At 68.6% G+C, this 16,935-nt stretch carries 16 protein-coding genes and 1 pseudogene; 11 read left to right on the forward strand and 6 right to left on the reverse strand.

The features are described 5' to 3' along the window. Positions 1 to 135 precede the first annotated feature (135 nt). Positions 136 to 1,080 carry a DUF5655 domain-containing protein gene (locus LUW75_RS10420; RefSeq protein ID WP_250335358.1) on the forward strand — a complete coding sequence of 315 codons (945 nt, stop codon included), beginning with the start codon at positions 136 to 138 and terminating at the stop codon, positions 1,078 to 1,080. A gap of 96 nt (positions 1,081 to 1,176) precedes the next feature. On the opposite strand, the gene LUW75_RS10425 is transcribed toward LUW75_RS10420, so the two are convergent. Then, a complete protein-coding gene (locus LUW75_RS10425) occupies positions 1,177 to 1,923 on the reverse strand; it encodes a DNA-methyltransferase (RefSeq protein WP_250335359.1) in 747 nt (248 codons plus the stop codon). 578 nt (positions 1,924 to 2,501) lie between these two features. Here LUW75_RS10425 and LUW75_RS10430 point away from each other — a divergent pair. Continuing rightward, positions 2,502 to 3,647 (forward strand): C40 family peptidase, encoded by a 1,146-nt coding sequence (locus tag LUW75_RS10430; protein ID WP_250335360.1) that lies wholly within the window; start codon positions 2,502 to 2,504, stop codon positions 3,645 to 3,647. A gap of 81 nt (positions 3,648 to 3,728) precedes the next feature. Then, positions 3,729 to 3,818 (forward strand): annotated as a pseudogene (locus tag LUW75_RS24955) (DUF6112 family protein); the annotation flags it as partial. Positions 3,819 to 3,823: 5 nt separating this feature from the next. Here the strand turns inward: LUW75_RS24955 and LUW75_RS10435 are convergent. The 5 genes from LUW75_RS10435 to LUW75_RS10455 all read right to left on the reverse strand — a co-directional run bounded on the left by LUW75_RS10435 (position 3,824) and on the right by LUW75_RS10455 (position 8,222). After that, positions 3,824 to 4,228, reverse strand: coding sequence for a type IV toxin-antitoxin system AbiEi family antitoxin domain-containing protein (locus LUW75_RS10435; RefSeq protein WP_250334955.1), 405 nt, complete (start codon positions 4,226 to 4,228; stop codon positions 3,824 to 3,826). Next, the gene (locus LUW75_RS10440; RefSeq protein ID WP_250334954.1) at positions 4,225 to 5,079 is read right to left on the reverse strand and encodes an IS5 family transposase; all 855 of its coding nucleotides are present in this window, start codon (positions 5,077 to 5,079) and stop codon (positions 4,225 to 4,227) included. Before LUW75_RS10440 ends, LUW75_RS10435 begins: the two co-directional genes overlap by 4 nt. 176 nt (positions 5,080 to 5,255) lie before the next feature. Then, entirely contained in the window at positions 5,256 to 5,723 is a 468-nt protein-coding gene (locus tag LUW75_RS10445; RefSeq protein WP_250335361.1) for a PPC domain-containing DNA-binding protein, read from the reverse strand. Between the two features lie 33 nt (positions 5,724 to 5,756). Continuing rightward, entirely contained in the window at positions 5,757 to 6,755 is a 999-nt protein-coding gene (locus LUW75_RS10450) for an asparaginase (protein WP_284453824.1), read from the reverse strand. Positions 6,756 to 6,818: 63 nt separating this feature from the next. Then, on the reverse strand, positions 6,819 to 8,222 hold the full coding sequence (locus LUW75_RS10455) for a helix-turn-helix domain-containing protein (protein WP_250335363.1): 1,404 nt from the start codon (positions 8,220 to 8,222) through the stop codon (positions 6,819 to 6,821). Between the two features lie 613 nt (positions 8,223 to 8,835). Between LUW75_RS10455 and LUW75_RS10460 the strand changes: the two genes are divergently transcribed. From LUW75_RS10460 to LUW75_RS10500, 8 genes are all read left to right on the forward strand, one after another. Next, the gene (locus LUW75_RS10460; protein ID WP_103544221.1) at positions 8,836 to 9,252 is read left to right on the forward strand and encodes a hypothetical protein; all 417 of its coding nucleotides are present in this window, start codon (positions 8,836 to 8,838) and stop codon (positions 9,250 to 9,252) included. 817 nt (positions 9,253 to 10,069) lie between these two features. After that, on the forward strand, positions 10,070 to 10,717 hold the full coding sequence (locus LUW75_RS10470; protein WP_250335364.1) for a serine/threonine-protein kinase: 648 nt from the start codon (positions 10,070 to 10,072) through the stop codon (positions 10,715 to 10,717). Next, positions 10,714 to 11,238, forward strand: coding sequence for a GNAT family N-acetyltransferase (locus LUW75_RS10475; RefSeq protein ID WP_250335365.1), 525 nt, complete (start codon positions 10,714 to 10,716; stop codon positions 11,236 to 11,238). Before LUW75_RS10470 ends, LUW75_RS10475 begins: the two co-directional genes overlap by 4 nt. A gap of 597 nt (positions 11,239 to 11,835) precedes the next feature. Further along, entirely contained in the window at positions 11,836 to 12,840 is a 1,005-nt protein-coding gene (locus LUW75_RS10480) for a UDP-glucuronic acid decarboxylase family protein (RefSeq protein WP_250335366.1), read from the forward strand. 17 nt (positions 12,841 to 12,857) lie between these two features. After that, complete coding sequence (locus LUW75_RS10485; RefSeq protein ID WP_250335367.1) at positions 12,858 to 13,550, forward strand: phytanoyl-CoA dioxygenase family protein; 693 nt, start codon at positions 12,858 to 12,860, stop codon at positions 13,548 to 13,550. Next, positions 13,547 to 14,590, forward strand: a complete 1,044-nt coding sequence (locus tag LUW75_RS10490) for a glycosyltransferase family 2 protein (RefSeq protein WP_250335368.1) — start codon at positions 13,547 to 13,549, stop codon at positions 14,588 to 14,590. Before LUW75_RS10485 ends, LUW75_RS10490 begins: the two co-directional genes overlap by 4 nt. Further along, the gene (locus tag LUW75_RS10495; protein WP_250335369.1) at positions 14,587 to 15,642 is read left to right on the forward strand and encodes a glycosyltransferase family protein; all 1,056 of its coding nucleotides are present in this window, start codon (positions 14,587 to 14,589) and stop codon (positions 15,640 to 15,642) included. The genes LUW75_RS10490 and LUW75_RS10495 overlap by 4 nt, the downstream gene beginning before the upstream one ends. After that, a complete protein-coding gene (locus tag LUW75_RS10500) occupies positions 15,639 to 16,871 on the forward strand; it encodes a polysaccharide pyruvyl transferase family protein (RefSeq protein WP_250335370.1) in 1,233 nt (410 codons plus the stop codon). The genes LUW75_RS10495 and LUW75_RS10500 overlap by 4 nt, the downstream gene beginning before the upstream one ends. The last annotated feature ends 64 nt before the right edge of the window (positions 16,872 to 16,935 follow it).

The raw sequence follows: 16,935 nt of genomic DNA on the forward strand, positions 1-16,935 counted from the left end.
AGCCGGTCGGCGTGAAGCGCAGGTGGAAGCAGGGATGCCGGGCAGCCACGGGGCATCACGCACAGGTACCCACTGGAATACCCGCAGGCCAGTTTCGATTGCTTCTCCTGTAGTGATCGCACGAGGGGGACGTTGGTGACCGACCTGAAGCTGTTCCGGCTGGATGCCGACGGCCAGGACGTCGAGCTGCGCGGCTCCACGGTGACGCTGGAGGTGGAGCTGCAGCGGCGGGTCGAGGCAGGCATGGAGGCCATGCTCGGCATCCGCTTCCTGGCGTCGGAGTACCCGACGGGGCCTTGGCACCGGGGCCGGATCGACTCGCTGGGCCTGGACGAGAACGGCACACCTGCGCTGATCGAGTACAAGAAAGGCGCCGACAGCGGTGTCCTATCTCAGGCTGTCTCCTACCTCTCGTGGTTGGACTCCGCGCGCCACGAGTTCGAGGCACTGGTCAAGGAGAAGCTGGGCTCCGAGGCCGCCGAGTCGATCGACTGGCGGAACCCTCGGATGGTCTGCATCGCCGCTGGCTTCTCGCACCACGACCGAGTCGCGGTGCACCGTCTGCGCGAGCGGGTCGACCTGGTGCGCTACCGCGTCTTCGAGGGTGGGCTGCTGAGCCTGCTACTGATCGAGTCCACTCCCGGATCCACGAGACCGGTCTCGGATCGTCGCCAGAGCCGCGAGCGGGAGGTCACGGCTCGTGCCGCTGGCGGAGGCGGGAAGGCATCCGCTCAGGCAACTGCCACCGCAGGTGCGGTTCCTGGCTGCCTGCAGGACCTGTACGCCGAACTGGACGAGGCCCTCACCGCCTGGGGCGAGGTCGAGGTGGCTCAGCTTCGGCACTACATCGCGTACCGCCGGATGGTGAACGTCGCCTCTGTCATCTTCCGTCCGAAGCACGAGGCGATCCTGGTCTACCTCAAGGTCGACCCGGACACGGTCGAGCTGGAGGAGGGCTTCTCGCGCGACATGCGTGGTATCGGCCACCTCGGGACCGGCGACCTGGAGGTGCGTATCGCGTCGGCAGCCGACCTGGAGAAGGCTGGACCGCTGATCCGGCGGGCGTTCGAGGCGGCCTGACGCAAGTGGAAGGGCGGCTGGTGCGTCGGTTTCTCGATGCACCAGCCGCCCTCATCCGTCTGCGGTCCGTCGGCCCCGGGCCGGTCGTTCTCACGCTCATGCCTCCGGTCCTGCAAGGACGAAGTCGTCCTGGGTCAGCTCCGCTCGGAGCCTCGCCTCGGCGACGTCGGCGTAATGCGCGGAGAGCTCGACCCCCATGAACTGCCGGCCCTCGCGCAAGGCGGCGACGCCTGTGGAACCGCTGCCGGTGAAGGGATCGAGGACGGTGCCGCCTTCGGGGCAGATCTGCACGAGCTGCTGCATGATCTCGACCGGCTTCTGGGTGATGTGGACGCGGTCCTTGCGGGGTTGGGAGGCGATGAAGTGGCCGGGCAGGTAGAGGTCCCGGTTCTTGTCGAGGCTGCCCTTGACGCCCCAGATGATGAACTCGGCCGACTGCTTGAACCCGCCCTTGCGGGGCCGGCTGGCGGGCTTGATCCAGGGGATGGTTCCGCTCCAGGTCCAGCCTGCCATCTGCAGGGCGTCGGACGTGGTGGGCTCCTGGCGCCAGTCGGAGAAGACCATGGCGACGGAGTGCTCGGTCGCGGCCCTGTACGCCTCGGTGAGCAGTGCGGTCAGCCAGCTTCGATAGCTCCGCTGGTCGCGGTTCTCGCCGGGGAAGTTCTGCAGGTCGTGCGCCGATCCGGCCGTGACGTACTTGGCGCGGGCGGTGCGGCCGGTGCGGTCCGAGCTGGTGCGTCCGCCGGAGTTGTACGGGGGGTCGGTGATGACGGCGTTGACGCTCTCGTCCGGGAGGGTCTTCAGCACGGTGAGGGCGTCGCCTCGGTGCAGCGTGTAGCTCATGTGCGGGGCCTCTTTCAGGGCACGACGGGACTGGGCCCGCTCCGGAGGGTGGTCAACAGCACGCGGTCGGAGCGGGGTTGCGCCGGAGGTTAGCCGCGATTTCCGGCCGCGCCTAACGAGCCGGTGCCGTGGTTCGGGCCCGGTTCGGCGGTCGTTTGGTGCGGCCGGAATCCCGGTCTAATGTCTCGCCACGTCACCGAGGCGGAGCCCGGCTCCACCCCTGCTGACCTGTGCTGATCCGTGTTTCCGCGTCCAAGGACGCAGGCTGGAAGGCACGTTGACTCCCCGTTCCCGAAGCCGTGAGGAGACCCGGTGCACCGCCTGAGATTACGAGCGCGGCTGGCTGCCGCGCATGACCTGAACCCGGTGTCCGGGAGCTACCAACTCCCCTGACCCGGGCCCGCCCTGAGAGGCGGATTCACATCGGCGCGGTGTCGACGGCTTTGCACGAGAAGTCGGCACCGCGCCTCCTACGAACCGCGAGGAGCCGCTGCGATGCAGCACGCCCTGATACGCCCACGCCCTGACCCAATTCCGCTGCCCGGCCGGGTTCTCTGCCCCGGCGAACGGCGGCGGCGATGAAGAAGACCACCGGAGCGGTCGTCGGTCTCTTCGCCTCCGGTCCGCTCCTGCTGGCCGTTCCCGTCCTCGCCATCGGGGCCGGGACTGCTACGGCCTCCTGCTCGACCGGCGGTCCACAGGCTGTGGAGACCTCGGCCGTTGCCGCTCAGGTGAAGGCGATCCTGGACGGCGGCGGCAAGGGCACGGTCTCCGTGCCGGGCCTGGGAGACCCGGCCGAGCAGATCCCCAACGCCAAGACCATCCAGGCCACCGGCGTCGCGATGAACATCCCGGCCCGGGGCCAGATCGTGGCCCTGGCGACCGCCCTGCAGGAGAGCGGCCTGCGAAACCTCACCTACGGCGACCGCGACTCACTGGGCTTGTTCCAGCAGCGACCGTCGCAGGGCTGGGGCACCGCGAACGAGATCCTCGACCCGGTGCACGCCTCGACGAAGTTCTACGAGGCGTTGGAAAAGGTCTCGGGCTGGCAGTCCCTGTCCGTCACCCAGGCAGCCCAGGCGGTGCAGAGGTCCGGCTTCCCGGAGGCCTACGCGAAGTGGGAGCCCTTGGCCACCGCCTTGCAGCAGGCGATCGAGCCGCTGCTGTCGAAGGCCGGCGGCACGTCACCGAGCCCTTCGCCCTCCGGCTCGGACAGCACGGCCAGTGCCGCGTCGAGTACCGCAGGCGGCTGTACGGCCGGCAGGGACGGCACCGACTTCGGAACCATCCCGCCCGGCGCGGTGCCGACCGGATACAAGATCCCGGCAGACGCTCCGCCCAAGGTCCAGACAGCGATCCGCTGGGCGCTCGGCCAGCTCGGCACCCCGTACCAGTGGGGCGGGAGCTGCACCGACTCCCACGGGAGCGACCCCATGGGCCGCTGCGACTGCTCCTCGTTGATGCAGCAGGCGTACAGGGCCGCCGGGGTCACCCTCACGCGGACGACGTACACGCAGGTCAAGGAGGGCAAGCCGGTATCGGTCGACGCTCTCCGGCCCGGTGACCTCGTCTTCACCGAAGGGACCGCCGAAGTCCCGGAACACGTCGGGATGGTCGTCGGCCAGGGCCTGATCGTGCACGCCCCGCGCACCGGCGACGTGGTCCGCCTCACGACCCTCGCGTCCTGGAAGCCGCAGATTCTCGCGGCCCGCCGAGTCGTCTGACCGGCGCTTCTCCCCCTCCTGCACTGGCGCTTCGCCCCCTCGGGCGTTGGCGTGCACTAAATCGAACTGGAGTTCACAACTATGTACCTCGTCGACACGGTCGTCCAGCTCGCCTACGACCCCGGGATCAAGCCGAACGAGGGCGGGCTGCCGGGTCTGTCGGTCCTCAGAGGGCGTTAAGTCCGTTTCTGGTAGCGGCCGCGTTCGGGTTGTTCGAGGAGTCCTTGGCGGACGAGTCGTCCCAGGCGGGAGCGGGTGACGTTGATCGAGGGCTCGTCGGTGGGCAGGCCGAGGTGTTCGTGCAGATCACGGACGCGGAACACCTTCTGGGGGTGGTCGTTGAACGTGGTCACGATGCGCTGGTAGACGGTCGCGGTGGCGGTCTCCGCGGGGGCCGTTCCGTGGTCGTGTGGGGTGAGGCCGTCGATGACCTTGCGGGTGGCGGCGAGCTCGGCCAGGCGGGCTTCGGTCTCGGCGAGGGCGGTGGTGAGCCGCTCGATCTGCTCGCGCAGGTTCTCGGCTCGTGCGGTGGTCTCGTCGTGTTCGGTCTGCAGCAGCCGCAGGAGTTCGTGGACGTTCACGCGGCCAGCTCCACGTCGTCCCGCCAGGCGGCGGTGGGGGTGGTCAGGCGGCGGAGCATGCCGGCGGTGGAGGCCCAGTAGACGCGTGAGGCCGCGTTGTCGGGCCGGTGGTCGTAGTCGCGGGCGAGGCGCCGGTGCAGCATGAGGGTGCCGTTGACCTGCTCAACCACCCACCGCTTCGGTTGCGGGACGAAGCCCTTGCCTTCGTCGCCGGGGTTGCGGCGGACCACCTCGACGGTGATGTCCTTCACCGCCCCGTGGATGATCACGGCGTCCTTGAAGCCCTGGTCGACCAGGACTTTCTCCAGGCGCATCCCGCACCGCTCGGCCGCCTGGTCCAGCAGGGCGATGCCGGCTTCGTTGTCGTGCGCGCTCGCGGCGAGGACCACCACACCGATGACCAGGCCCAGCACGTCGACGGCCAGTCCCCGCTTCCTGCCGGGCGTCTTCTTGTTCGCGTCCAGTCCCGTCGTCTTCTTCGGCACCCCGGCCGCCACACGGACGGACTGGGTATCGATGATCACCAGGGACGGGTCCTCTAATCGTCTGGACCTCTCCCGCACCTGGCAGCGCAGGATCTCCTGGATTCGCTGGTCAAGGCCGTCCTGGCGCCACAGGGTGAAGTAGTAGAACACCGCAGACCAGGCCGGGAGATCATGCGGCAGAAGCCGCCACTGACAGCCCGTCCGGTTCTGGTAGAGCAGCGCGTTCACGACCTCACGCAGGTCGCAGGAGCCCGGGTTCCCGGTCGCCGACCGCGCCACCCGCTCCTGCTTCCACGCGGTGACCAGCGGTTCGATCAGTGCCCACTGCTCGTCGGACAAGTCGGTTGCGTACGGCATCCGTTCCATGTCCGCGACCCCATCATGCACACGACACGACGCGGGCGTGGAACCGTTCCATCACCCACGAACGGGCGACACCACATCACCAGGAACGGGACTTAACGCCCTCTGAGTGCTGCCTCGGCGAATCCGCGTGTGCTCGTCGCAGTCCACGATCACGGCCTTATCGTTCCGCGAGGGCATCACTCCGGAGGGCCGAAAGTGAGCAGTGGCACGTCGTACAGTTCGGGGTTTCGGGGCCGAGTCATGGCCGGTGAGATCACTTCCACGACGAAGAGCTCGCTGAGAAACTGGACCTTGGCGCTCAGGAGGTGGCTGGTACGGCCGTCGGCCGACTGTGCCTTCAGCCCGGCGGCGACGTGGATATGCGGCAGGATGCCTCCCGTCTCCGGATCGTGGGCGATTGTCCCAGCACCGAAGGCTTCGACGTTGGTGACATACGTCCTGGCCCAGACCGGGGCGTCCGGGTCTTCGAGTTTCTCGCAGGCGCCGACGATCTCCGCTTCGGCGAACGCACCGATGAACGAGGGAATGTAGCCCTGCCGCACTCCTTGGTCACGGCAGAACGCGGAGAGCGCGTCGAAGAAGTCCTCGCCGTGGTCGAAGGTGACGCCGAACGTCCGGCCGGTGGTCAGTTCATGGGCACGCATGCGGGTCCTCTCGGGCGTGGCTGACGTGCGGGATCAGCGCGCGAAAACAGCGAACTTCTCAGCGATGCTCTCGCGGGCCACGTCCTGGGCGAGCAACGCCTGGAGCAGGAGGCGGGCCTGGTACGGGCCGAGGTCGCCGGCCGGGATGAGCCCCCGGCTGATCAAGTCCTTCTCCGACCCGGGGAAACCGTATGTTCCGGTCAGGACCGGGCCGTTGCCGATGCGCGAGGCGAGGACCACGGGAACACGTACGGCGAGCCGTTCGAGGCTCTCGACGAGTCGCTGTGGGGCGTGTCCCACGCCGAAGGCAGCGACGACGAGCCCGTCGCACTGGCCGGACCAGGCTTCGAGCAGCGTCCCGTCGTCGCCGAGACTGACCGTGTAAAGGCCCACGCGTGGGTCACGGACGGCCGGTGCCAGGGGAACGAATCGATCGGGCAACGGGGAAGCCAGCCGTACCCGGTCCTCCGCGATCCGGCCGATGGGTCCGGCGCCGGGTGACGCGAAGGCGGCAGGGCTGGTGGTGTGCGCCTTACGGACATGCCGTGCCGCGTGGATCTCGTCATTCATAACGACCAGCACCCCGGCTCCACGCAGTTGCGGGTCGGCTGCCGCGACGACGGCCGCGTACAGGTTGGCCGGTCCGTCAGGGCCGGCCATGGTGGGGTTGCGCATGGCACCGGTAACGACGACCGGCTGGTTGTGACCGTGACGGAGGTCGAGGAAGAACGCCGTCTCCTCGATGGTGTCGGTGCCCTGTGTGATCACGATCCCGTCGACGCCGCCGCCGTCGAGGACCTTGTCGATCTCGGTGCCGAGCTCCGAGAGGTCGTCGAAGGTGAGCGAGGCACCGGGCACCCGGCGGAAGTCGTGCACGCGCAGGTCGATGCCGTGGCCATCCAGGCCGGGGACAGCCGCCAGAAGGTCATGGGCGGAGAGAGCCGGCACGACTCCCCCGGTCGCCGGGTCGGTGGTCATGGCGATGGTGCCGCCGAGAGAGTAGACAGCCACCGTTCGTGTCACGCCTGCCATCGCCCCAACTTCCGATCTACGCAGCCTGGTTGGATCTCGTCCTCGGAGATCTTTCCGTGCAGGCTATCGGGTCGCTCCCCCAGGGTCACCGGCCTCGGACCGCAACTCGGCCGCCACGTACGCGCAGGCCCGGTCCAAGGCATCAAGGCTGAGGTGGCGGCTTCGTGGCCGGGCGAGGCCGGTGGTTCCCACAGCGGCAAGCTGTCCGCAGCGGTGGGTCAACCACTCTCGGTCAAGGCCGAGATAGTCCGAAGTCGCCGCCAAGCGCTCCCCGGAGGTCGATCCCATGGTGACGCTATGTGCTCGCGCGTGGCCCGTGATGCCCGCGAAGGCCCGCAGGGATCGCGCCCCGGAAGTCAGAGCGGTCTGGGGCGCGGATTCAGCGCGTACCCAGGTCGCTATGGCGGCCCGGTGACCAGGAACTAGCGCGAAGCCCTCCGTCTGCTGGAGGTCCGTCTCGTCGGTCACCCAGGTCGTGATGCCGTACGACTCCATCAGCGCGATCGCGAGGAACAGCAGCACGCGCTCGTACATGGGCGAGGCGGCGACCTCTTGGTGGGGAACGCAGAAGGCTCGTCCGACGCCGTCGTGTGCTCGCGCGGGAGCCATCAGCTCAAGGTAGCGGTGTTTGTGCTCGAAGAGCAGCCAGGTCGCGGCTTCCTCCCCTCGCTGTTCGCGGGTCCAGAAGACCGGATCGCCGGCCAGTTGGTCGCGCTGGTCGAGGATGAACCGGGCGCATGCCCGCGAGCCGACGAGCATCTGGGAGCCGTCGGTGAGGCCGTCGAGAGTGACCGACTGACGGCCTACTCCTGGCAAGTCCTGTGACGGAAGGCCCAGTTCTCCGTAAAGCGCCGCGTCGTCGCCAAGGATGGCGGAGTCGAACCCTGCCGCAGCCCAGAGGATCCCCAAGGTGAAGTCGTCGAACTCGTAGGCCATGGGAATGGCGAAGGGGCTTCCGGCTTCGTCACGGACGCCCCCGCGCGCGTCCGTGACGAAGTACCGCTGTGTTCCGTCTCCGCTGTGGTGCACGGCGAGCAGGGCCCTGAGCGGCATCCGACTCCATGCCTCGGCCTCCCCGCTCGACGCGAGAAGCAGAGCGTCGCCCTGTAAGGAGGCGACTGGCCCTGTCAGCGTGGGAAGCGCCGTAGGCGGCAGGTTCCGCCCGGCGGGCAGCAGGAGCTGCCCGTGTCCGTCAGGAAGCGTCAGGTGGTTGCCCGAGCTGTCCGCCATCGACGACGGCCGGTCGGCACCCGGTAACGGTCCCAGGAGGCCGTCAGGCACTCCAAGGGCCTCGCTCCACTGTGCGAGCTGGCGACGGTCGCGGATCTTCTTCCGGCCGCGCTCCAGCCGACTCACTTCGGCTTGGTCGATGTTGACGAGCCGGGCGACCGATGCCTGTGAGAGGCCGGTGTGTTGCCGGAAGAGCCTCACGACCACACCGAGATCCCAGGCACGGATCGCTGCCACGACTGCGGGTTCCACCCAGAACTCACGTCCGACTCGGGGTGCTGCACCACCCCCCTGGCAGGGCCCACACCGCAGTCCTACGTTGAATCGGCTGAGCGTCGCACGGCACACCGAACAGTGCCGTTCCACCCCGCGAGCCATCCCGGTCTCACCCCTAGGTGATCAGGCGTATCCCCCAGCTGCCGAACTTTTCACAGGACTACTTTGCCGCGTCGGCCGATCACCCAAACACGGCAGCGGAAGCTCGGTAGCAAGGTGGCCGGTCCCTTGAAAGCCCTTCTTCGGGTTCCTGAACCGACCCCTCAACTGCACTCCGGATCCACGCAGTTGGTTCGCCGCCCGTTAGCACAACCTGCTGATCCGTCAACTCTCCTCGCTCCGGAAACCTGCGGACAACCTGTCCGCTCACGATGTGTGCGAACTGGAAGGGTCTTCACCACGAGATGCCGGTCATCCGAGCGCCCCCGACCAGATCGGTCGGCGCAGCCGCGCGGGGCCCGCCGAGTCTCCGCGATCAACTGCACGGCGGGTGCCAACCGGCCTTGGGAGTCAGTCCCGAGGGATTCCCGGCACACGTTCCAAGACCACTTCCGCCAGACGAGAGGAGTTCAGCGTGACCGCTGTCCAGACCCCCGAGAGGACCGAGCTGGGCAAGTTCTTCCAGGTCTCGGTCCGGCAGTTCGACGCCGGCCAGGTCGCGCCCGAGATGTTCTCGGCCGCCATCGACGCCGAGTGGCACCAGCTCCTGGGCAAGCCCGAGTACGCGGAGTTCTGCGCGCAGAGCGCCGGCCGACTGATCAACCACGTGGAGAACACCGGCTACGGCCGGATCTCCTGGGTCGACGCCTACGTGGAGATGTTCGGCCCGCTGCCCGAGGTGTGGTTCACCGGCGCGGACGGGGTGCTCGACGAGCGGGCCATGGCACGCTACCGCGAGACCGGCGAGGTGTGGGCGGAGTGGGACTGCAGCCCCATCCCGGGCGACGGCGGCGACGTCGCACCGAAGATCTCGGCACTCGCGGCCGGATGACGACCGGCCCTCTGACCGGAGCGTCCTGGTCCCGTGCCAGGGCGCTCCGCCTGGTCGAGGCACGTACCACGGCTCCGCGGACCGTGGACATCACGGGCTACATCGACCGTGTGTCCGCGCACTGCCCCTACCTCGCGCCTTCCCTTCGACACGGTCTGACGGCCTGGACGGTGTACGAGATCGCAAGCAGCGATCCCGAGTCCGTGGAAGCTGGTCTGTTCCATGCGGGAGTGCAGGCCGCGGAGTGGGTTCGTCCACTCGCGGCTCGCCCGAGAGGCGCTCTCGTTTGTGAGAACGTCGTCATCCTGGGGGACGTCCAAGGAGTCGAACACCGTGAGTTGATGGCGTGGCCGCACTGGGCGCTGAAGAACCTGTATGGCCCTGTCGGTGTCATGTTCGGGAAGTTCCAGGGAGGCGAGCAGCGGCTCGACAGATCAAGCCGCCCGATCCCGCCTCCCCCGTGTTCGTTCCTCCCTGTTCGCCCCGCCGTGAGAGCCCGCGACCCTCAGTTCCTGAAGGACACCCCTGATCTCGCGGATGCCCTCTCGGTCGCGGTAGACGATGGGAGCGATGTCCTCGAGCGAATCTCACACGATTGGCAGGCGGTAAAGGCATGGTCGCGTTCCCTCCCTGTCCCCCGGAAGCCCTCGCAGCCGCGGAAGCCGCCTGCGGCGGCACTGTCGACCTGAAGGAGCTGACCAACCGGCGTGGCTCCGCGGTCTGGAAGGCCGCCGGCCCCGAGGGCACGGTCGCGGTGAAAATCGGATACGACGACGGTGTGGCCGCCACTCTGCGAGAGGCAACCACCCTGGCGGCTATGGGCGTTGCCGGATACGAGGCGGTCTCCGGTTCGTACGACAGCGGCTCGTGGCTCGTCACGCCCTGGTTCACCGGTCCCTCCACCTGGGCGGTCTTCACCCCTACTCGCGAGGGCACGGGCGGACGTGAGGCCGCTCTCCGAGGTGGCGCTGATCTGTGCCGGTCAGTCGCCGACCTGCACGCCTCCGGTTGGATCCACGCCGACCTCCAGCCTTCCCACGGCATCCACACCCCGGCGGGCGTCCACCTGATCGACTTCGCCTGGTCCTGGCGTGAGGGCGAGGAGCCGGTCAGCGGCTTCAGTGGTGGCATCGTGCATCTCATGGCACCGGAACTCGCTGCCGTTGTCGCACGCGGAGACGGTCCGGTGACGCCGACGCGCGCAAGCGACACGTACGCCCTCGCCGGTGTCCTGTGGACGTGCGCCTCGGGAGGCTGGCCGCTCGACTACAAGGCCGCGGGTATCGACCGGAAGGCCGCGGGCCCGGACGGGGTTCGAGACGCGATCGCCACTGGCCGTCTGCCGTTCGCACCGGCCGTGTGGCCCGAGCTCCAGGACGCCCTCCGGCCCGCGCTCGCTGCCGTACCCGAGGACAGGCCCACGGCCGGCGAGCTGGCGGAGCTCCTGCTCAAGGTCGAGCCGTGATCTCGCTCCGCGAGGTGACCCTGACCGACGCACCAGCGGTCCGCCGCATCTACAGCGCCGCTTCCGTGAGGTACCTGTCGCGAGCGCCCCTGACCGCTGAGAGCGCTGCCGCTTGGGTGACCGATCGCATCGCCGAGAGTCGTGCGACGCCGCGGATGCTGTACTGCTTCGGCATCGATCACGCTGACGACCTGGTCGGTGTGATCAAGCTACGCCCCGCCCGTACCTCGGCGGCGCTCAGCTACATCCTTCGAGATGACGCATGGGGTCACGGGTACGCCACCACGGCGGTGGCGCTCGTGCTCGACTTCGCCTCCACCACGCTCGGCCTGGCCTCCGTTGACGCCAAGCACCACCCCGACAACCACGCTTCCGGGCGGGTGCTGGTCAAGTCCGGGTTCATCCGCACCGGTCGCTCCGCGGAGGCCATCACGTACATGAGGAACCTCGCCCCGGGGGCCAGGAGCACGGTCCCCATGCGCGAACGGCTGTCGGACGGGGCGACGACAGCACGCTCATAAACACTCATAAGCAGGAGGGCTGTTCACCGTCATTGTGGAGTGCGGGCCGACCGCGCGCTCCGCATCTCGCGGTGGCTCCCCATGGAGGTGAAGCCGTGCGTAGGCAAGGGACCACGTCTGGCAAGGGCCGGATGATGACCTTGGCGCTCAACACCAGGCGGTCCACAAGGACGCCTCGGCTCCGGTGCTCTCTGGCGGCCGAACCGGTCGCTGCCGGCGTGGCACGCCGTATCGTCCACCGCTGCTTCAGCGGCTGGCCGGGCCCGGACGCCGTCAAGGACGACGGCCTGGTCACAGGCCGAACTCGTCGCCGACGCCGATAGAACCACAGGGGACTCCGGCGCGACGGGGTGAAGCCTGGTAGGCCGATGACGATGTCGTCGTCGAAGTGATTGACCAGGCTGTCGCCGACCCCCGCTGAGGGGCACCGGCGAAATCTCCGAGGCCGACCGAAGCCTGCTCCTGGTCGCGCTCACCGGGCACTGCGGCTGCACGCCGGCCCTGCCGAACGCCGCTGAGCTCGTCGCACTTCTCGCCACACCTGCTGTGTGGCACAGCCATGCCAACTTTCGTTCACATTGTGAGGAATGAGGCGCTATGAGTACCTCTTTACGGAGGCACGGCCCGGATTCGAACCGGGCCCCCTTCCGCCGCGTGGTCGTCACCGGCGGCTGTGGATTCGTCGGTTCACACCTGTGCGATCTGCTGCTCGACAGCGGTGTCGAGGTGGTGTGCGTGGACAACTTCCTTACGGGCACGGAGGACAACGTCGCGCACCGTCAGCTGGACGACCGGTTCGAGTTGATGGTCCACGACGTCACCGACCCGATCCCGATACCCGGGGAAGTCGATCTCGTACTCCACCTCGCCTCGCCGGCCTCTCCGCAGGACTACCTGCGTCTGCCGGTCCAGACGCTTCAGGCCGGTTCCCTGGGAACCTTCAGCGCCTTGGAGTTGGCCAGAGAGAAGAAGTCCCGCTTCGTACTCGCCTCCACCTCCGAGGTGTACGGCGACCCGCTGGAGCACCCTCAGCGGGAGTCCTACTGGGGCAACGTCAACCCGGTGGGGCCGCGCAGCGTGTACGACGAGGCGAAGAGGTTCGCGGAGGCGGCGACCACCGCCTACCGCGCCGAGCACGGTGTCGACACCGCGATCGTGCGGATCTTCAACACGTTCGGGCCGCGGATGCGCGCGGAGGACGGGCGAGCGGTACCGAACTTCATCCGCCAGGCGTTGGCGGGCGAGCCACTGACCGTCACCGGCGACGGCTCGCAGACGCGGTCCCTGTGCTACGTCGGCGACACGGTCAGGGGCATCCTCGCCGTCGCCGCGGGCAGCCACCCCGGCCCCGTCAACCTGGGCAATCCCGCCGAGACCACGGTCTTGGAACTCGCACACCTGGTGCGTGAACTGACTGGCTCCGCCGCACCCGTCGAGTTCGTCGACCGCCCGGTCGACGACCCGGAGCGCCGCAGACCGGACATCGCCCTCGCCTGGGAGCAGTTCGGCTGGAAGCCGGAGACCGATCCCCGCAAGGGCCTGAGCACCACCATCGACTGGTTCGCCGCACAGCTCAACGACACCGCAGTGAGGGAACGATGACGCGTCACGCACCACGAATGACGGAGTCCGCCGAGGCCCTGTCGCACAGGCAGCAGCTCGGCGACGGGTTCCTCCAGGACTTCCGTGCGGACGGCTACGCGGTCTTATCCCAGAAGATCGCGGGAGAGTCCCTCGAAGCCCTCCGCACGGAGGCTGATGCCCTGATCCGGCGCTTCACCCAGGACGGGTTCCGCTCGGACGACTACTGGCACTTCACCCCCGCGGGCACGGACGCGCCCGTTCTTTACCGCATCCACAACCTGGAGAACCAGGGCTCCCCGGCGGCGACACGCCTCTACGCCGACGACAGCCCTCTGCACCCGATGGCCATCGCCATCCTCGGCGGGCCCGTACGCGCCACCGCCTGCGCCATGATCGTCAAGCTGCCGGGAGTGGCCGCTCCAGTGCCCTGGCATCGTGACCGGACCAATGTTCCTCCGCACACCGTGTGCAACCTCAGCGTCTTCCTCGACGACTCCGACGTGGGCAACGGATGCCTTGAGTTCGTTCCTGGCTCCCACCTGACGCCCGACGCGGAAGAGGCCGAGGCGCTCCAGGCGCGGGGTCCGGTCCGCGCCCTCCCGCTCTCGGCCGGTGACATCGCCGTACACGACGTACGTATCGCCCACGCCTCGCGCCGCAACACCTCCCCGAGGATCCGCCGCAGCATCGTCATCGAGTTCGCCCCCGCCGACCGGGAGCTGTCGTGACCATCCCCAACCCCACTGGCGAGAGTGCCAGGGTGCGGGTGGCCACCATCACGGTGGGCACCAACGAGTCCCGTTGGCTGGAGCCTTGCTTCGCCACGCTCCTGGACAGCGACGTCCCCGGGATCGACCTGACGGTCTGGTACGTGGACAACGACTCATACGACGGCAGCACGGCCTTCGTCAAGGACCGTTTTCCCGAGGTGCGGGTCATCCAGAACGAGAGCAACGTCGGCTTCGCCCGCGCCAACAACATCGGCATGCGCGCGGCCCTCGCCGACGGCGCCGACTACGTCTTCCTCGTCAACCCGGACACCCAGACCCCGAAGTCGCTGGTGCGCGACCTGGCCGAGTTCATGGAGACCTGGACCGACTACGGCGTGGTCGGCCCCATGCAGTACGAGTACGACGAGTCGGGCAGCACCGCTTTGGGCGCGTACAACGACTGGTCGAAGTCCGCTCTGCGCTGGGGCGAGCAGCACGCCTTCGCCGGCGACTGGCCGAACCACCCCTCGCCGGCCAGCCCACCCGAAGGCCGGGCCCCGAACACCCTGGAGCACGCGTACGTCCAGGGCTCCGCCTTCTTCGTACGTGCCGCGCTGCTGCGCACCGTCGGACTCCTCGACGAGGTCTTCCACACGTACTACGAGGAGACCGACCTGTGCCGCCGCTCCCGCTGGGCCGGATGGCGCGTCGCGCTCCTGCTCGACGTCGGCATACAGCACTTCGGCGGTGGGGGAACGGCTGGCAGCAGCTATCGGCGCGTCCAGATGCGCCGCAACCGCTACTACTACCTCCTCACCGACATCGACTGGCGCCCGCTGCCCATGCTGAGCCTGGCGTCCCGGTGGCTGAGGGACGATCTGCGCGGACGTGGCGTGGGCGGAGTGACCACCTGGTGGCGCGGGACCTGGGAAACCGCGAAAGCCGTGTGCTGGCTCGTGCGCCGCGCACCTCTGATCCGGGCCCGGCGACGTGCCCACCGCCGGCTCGGCTCGCCGACGGGCAGCCACGCTCAACCGCAGGCAAGGGGTGCGCAATGACCACACCCCGGATTCTGTTCGCCGGCGTCTTCCACTGGAACGCGGGCTCCAGCCACATGATCGCCGAGTACGCCCGGGTCGCCTCGGCATCCGGATGCGAGGTCGGCGTCTCAAGCCAACTGTCGCGCCTGGACGGCACGGTGAACGGCCACCTGCCTCTCGTGGACGACATCAGCTGGGCCACCCACCTGGTCCTCGTCTTCGAGAGCAGGCAGTTCCTCTCGCCCGAGCAGCGTGAACTCTGCGAGGCCGTGCCGCGGCAGCGGCGCATCATCATCGATCCCGACGGCCACTGGGGCCCGTACGTCACCGCCGGCGCGGACGACAACGCGGGTGCCGACACCATCGAGTCCTGGCACAAGCTGTATGCCGACCTCAGCGATCTGATCCTGCAGCCGCGCATGAACGAACGCCTCCCCGACGGGGCCGAGTTCTTCAGCTACTTCGGAATGCCGGACATCCACCGGCTCGCCAGCGACCTCCCGCACCCGCGGGCACTGCCGTACGAGCTGCAGTACGTCGGCGCGAACTGGTGGCGCTGGAGCGAGATGACCAGCCTCATCCGGGCCGCGGCCGACGCCCAGCCGCCGATCCGACGCATCCGCGTGTGCGGACGCTGGTGGACCGGCGACCCGCACCCCGTCCACCAGACGGCCACCACCAACGTGCCCGGCTGGATGCGGGATCACGGTGTCGAGGTGGCGCCACCCGTTCCGTTCGGGCACGTGGTCTCCGCCATGTCCCAGGCGGCGATCACGCCGGTACTGGCTCGTCCGCTGCTCTCGCGGATGGAGCTGCTGACCCCCCGCATGTTCGAAACCCTCGCCTCGGGCAGCATCCCCGCGCTCTGGCCGGACCTGGGCTACCTGTCCGCGCTCTACGGCGACGACGTGGAGCTCTTTCTGCTCGACGACGATCCGGCCGACAGCCTCGCCCGGATGATCCGTGAGCCGATCCGGTACCGCGAGCGGCTGGCGACCATCCAGCGCCGAGTACACGAACGCTTCAACTACCGCGCGGTTCTGGCGGAACTCATCCGGTTCACCCGATGATCCCTGAGAGGTCTGCTGTGTCCAACGTCCTGATCACCGGCATCACCAGCTGTGAGAGTCGCGGCGTCGAGGCCCTGGCCCGCTCCATCATCGAGCAGCTGAACACCGAAGGCCCCGGGGGAGGCGACAACGTCACCGTCCTCACCCAGACCCCGGTGCTCGACGCGGAATCCCTCGCCCCCACCAGCGCCCGTTGCGTGGCCGACCCGTTCGTCGTTTCCCGCTCCTGGCAGCAGATGCGCCCCCAGGAGAGCCCCGCCGAACTGGCCGAACGCCGCGAACAGCTCTTCGCCCAAACCGATCTGGTCATCGCGACCGGGGGCGACCTGCATACCTCGGACTACGGCGTCTCCACGCCGTACCTCCGGGTCCTCACCGCCGCGCAACAGCGGGACATCCCGACGGCCATGATCGGCCAGTCCGTCGGCCCCTTCGACGACCCGGCCGATGCCGAGGCATGGCTCGCGGTCGCCAGCCGGTGCGATCTCCTCACCGTCCGGGAGAGCGTCTCCCTCAACTACCTCGTGGGCAAGCTCGGCCTTCCCGAACACCGTGTGCGGCTGTCCTCCGACCCCGCCTTCCTGCTGCCGGCCGCTACCGGCGAGCGAACAGCGGCCGTGCTCGGGCCTCTGGGGCTCGCCCCCGAAGACCCCTACCTCTGCCTCGCCCCCAGCCAGGGCATCACCCGCTTCAGCACCCTGGAGGAGTCCCAGCACGCGGCAGCACTGACGCGACTCGCCACCTCCCTCGTCCGCACCCGGAAGATGCCGGTCGTCCTCGTGCCGCACTGCCACGACTCCCGACCGCACAACGACGACCGGATCCTCGCCGCCCGTATCGCCGAAGCCGCCGGGATGCCCGAGGTCATGGCGCTGCCCGGCGCGCTGACGGCATCCGACTACAAGGGCGTGCTGTCACAGGCCGAACTTGTCATCTCCGAGCGCCTGCACGCCGCGATCGGCGCACTGTCCGGCGGCGCCCCGGCCATCGCGATCGGCCACTCGCACAAGTTCAACGGAGTGCTCGCCGAAACCTACGGTCACACGGTCGACGTCGACGGCATCCACGCGGACGTCCGCGCTTTCGCCCAGAACGCCACGGTCATCGGCCGGATCGTCAATGACACCGACGCGACCGTGCTGCGCACCACCCTGCGTCAGCGGCTCCCGCTGATCGCGGACCGCGCCCGCAGCGACTTCGCTCAGATCAACAAGCTCCTCGGAGCCTGAACCACCAGTCGCACAGGCGGTCCGCCTGCCCGCACCACATCGCGCACGACCCGCCGCAGCCCAC

The sequence above is a fragment of the Streptomyces sp. MRC013 genome (assembly GCF_023614235.1).
In the GTDB taxonomy this organism is placed as follows: Bacteria; Actinomycetota; Actinomycetes; order Streptomycetales; family Streptomycetaceae; genus Streptomyces.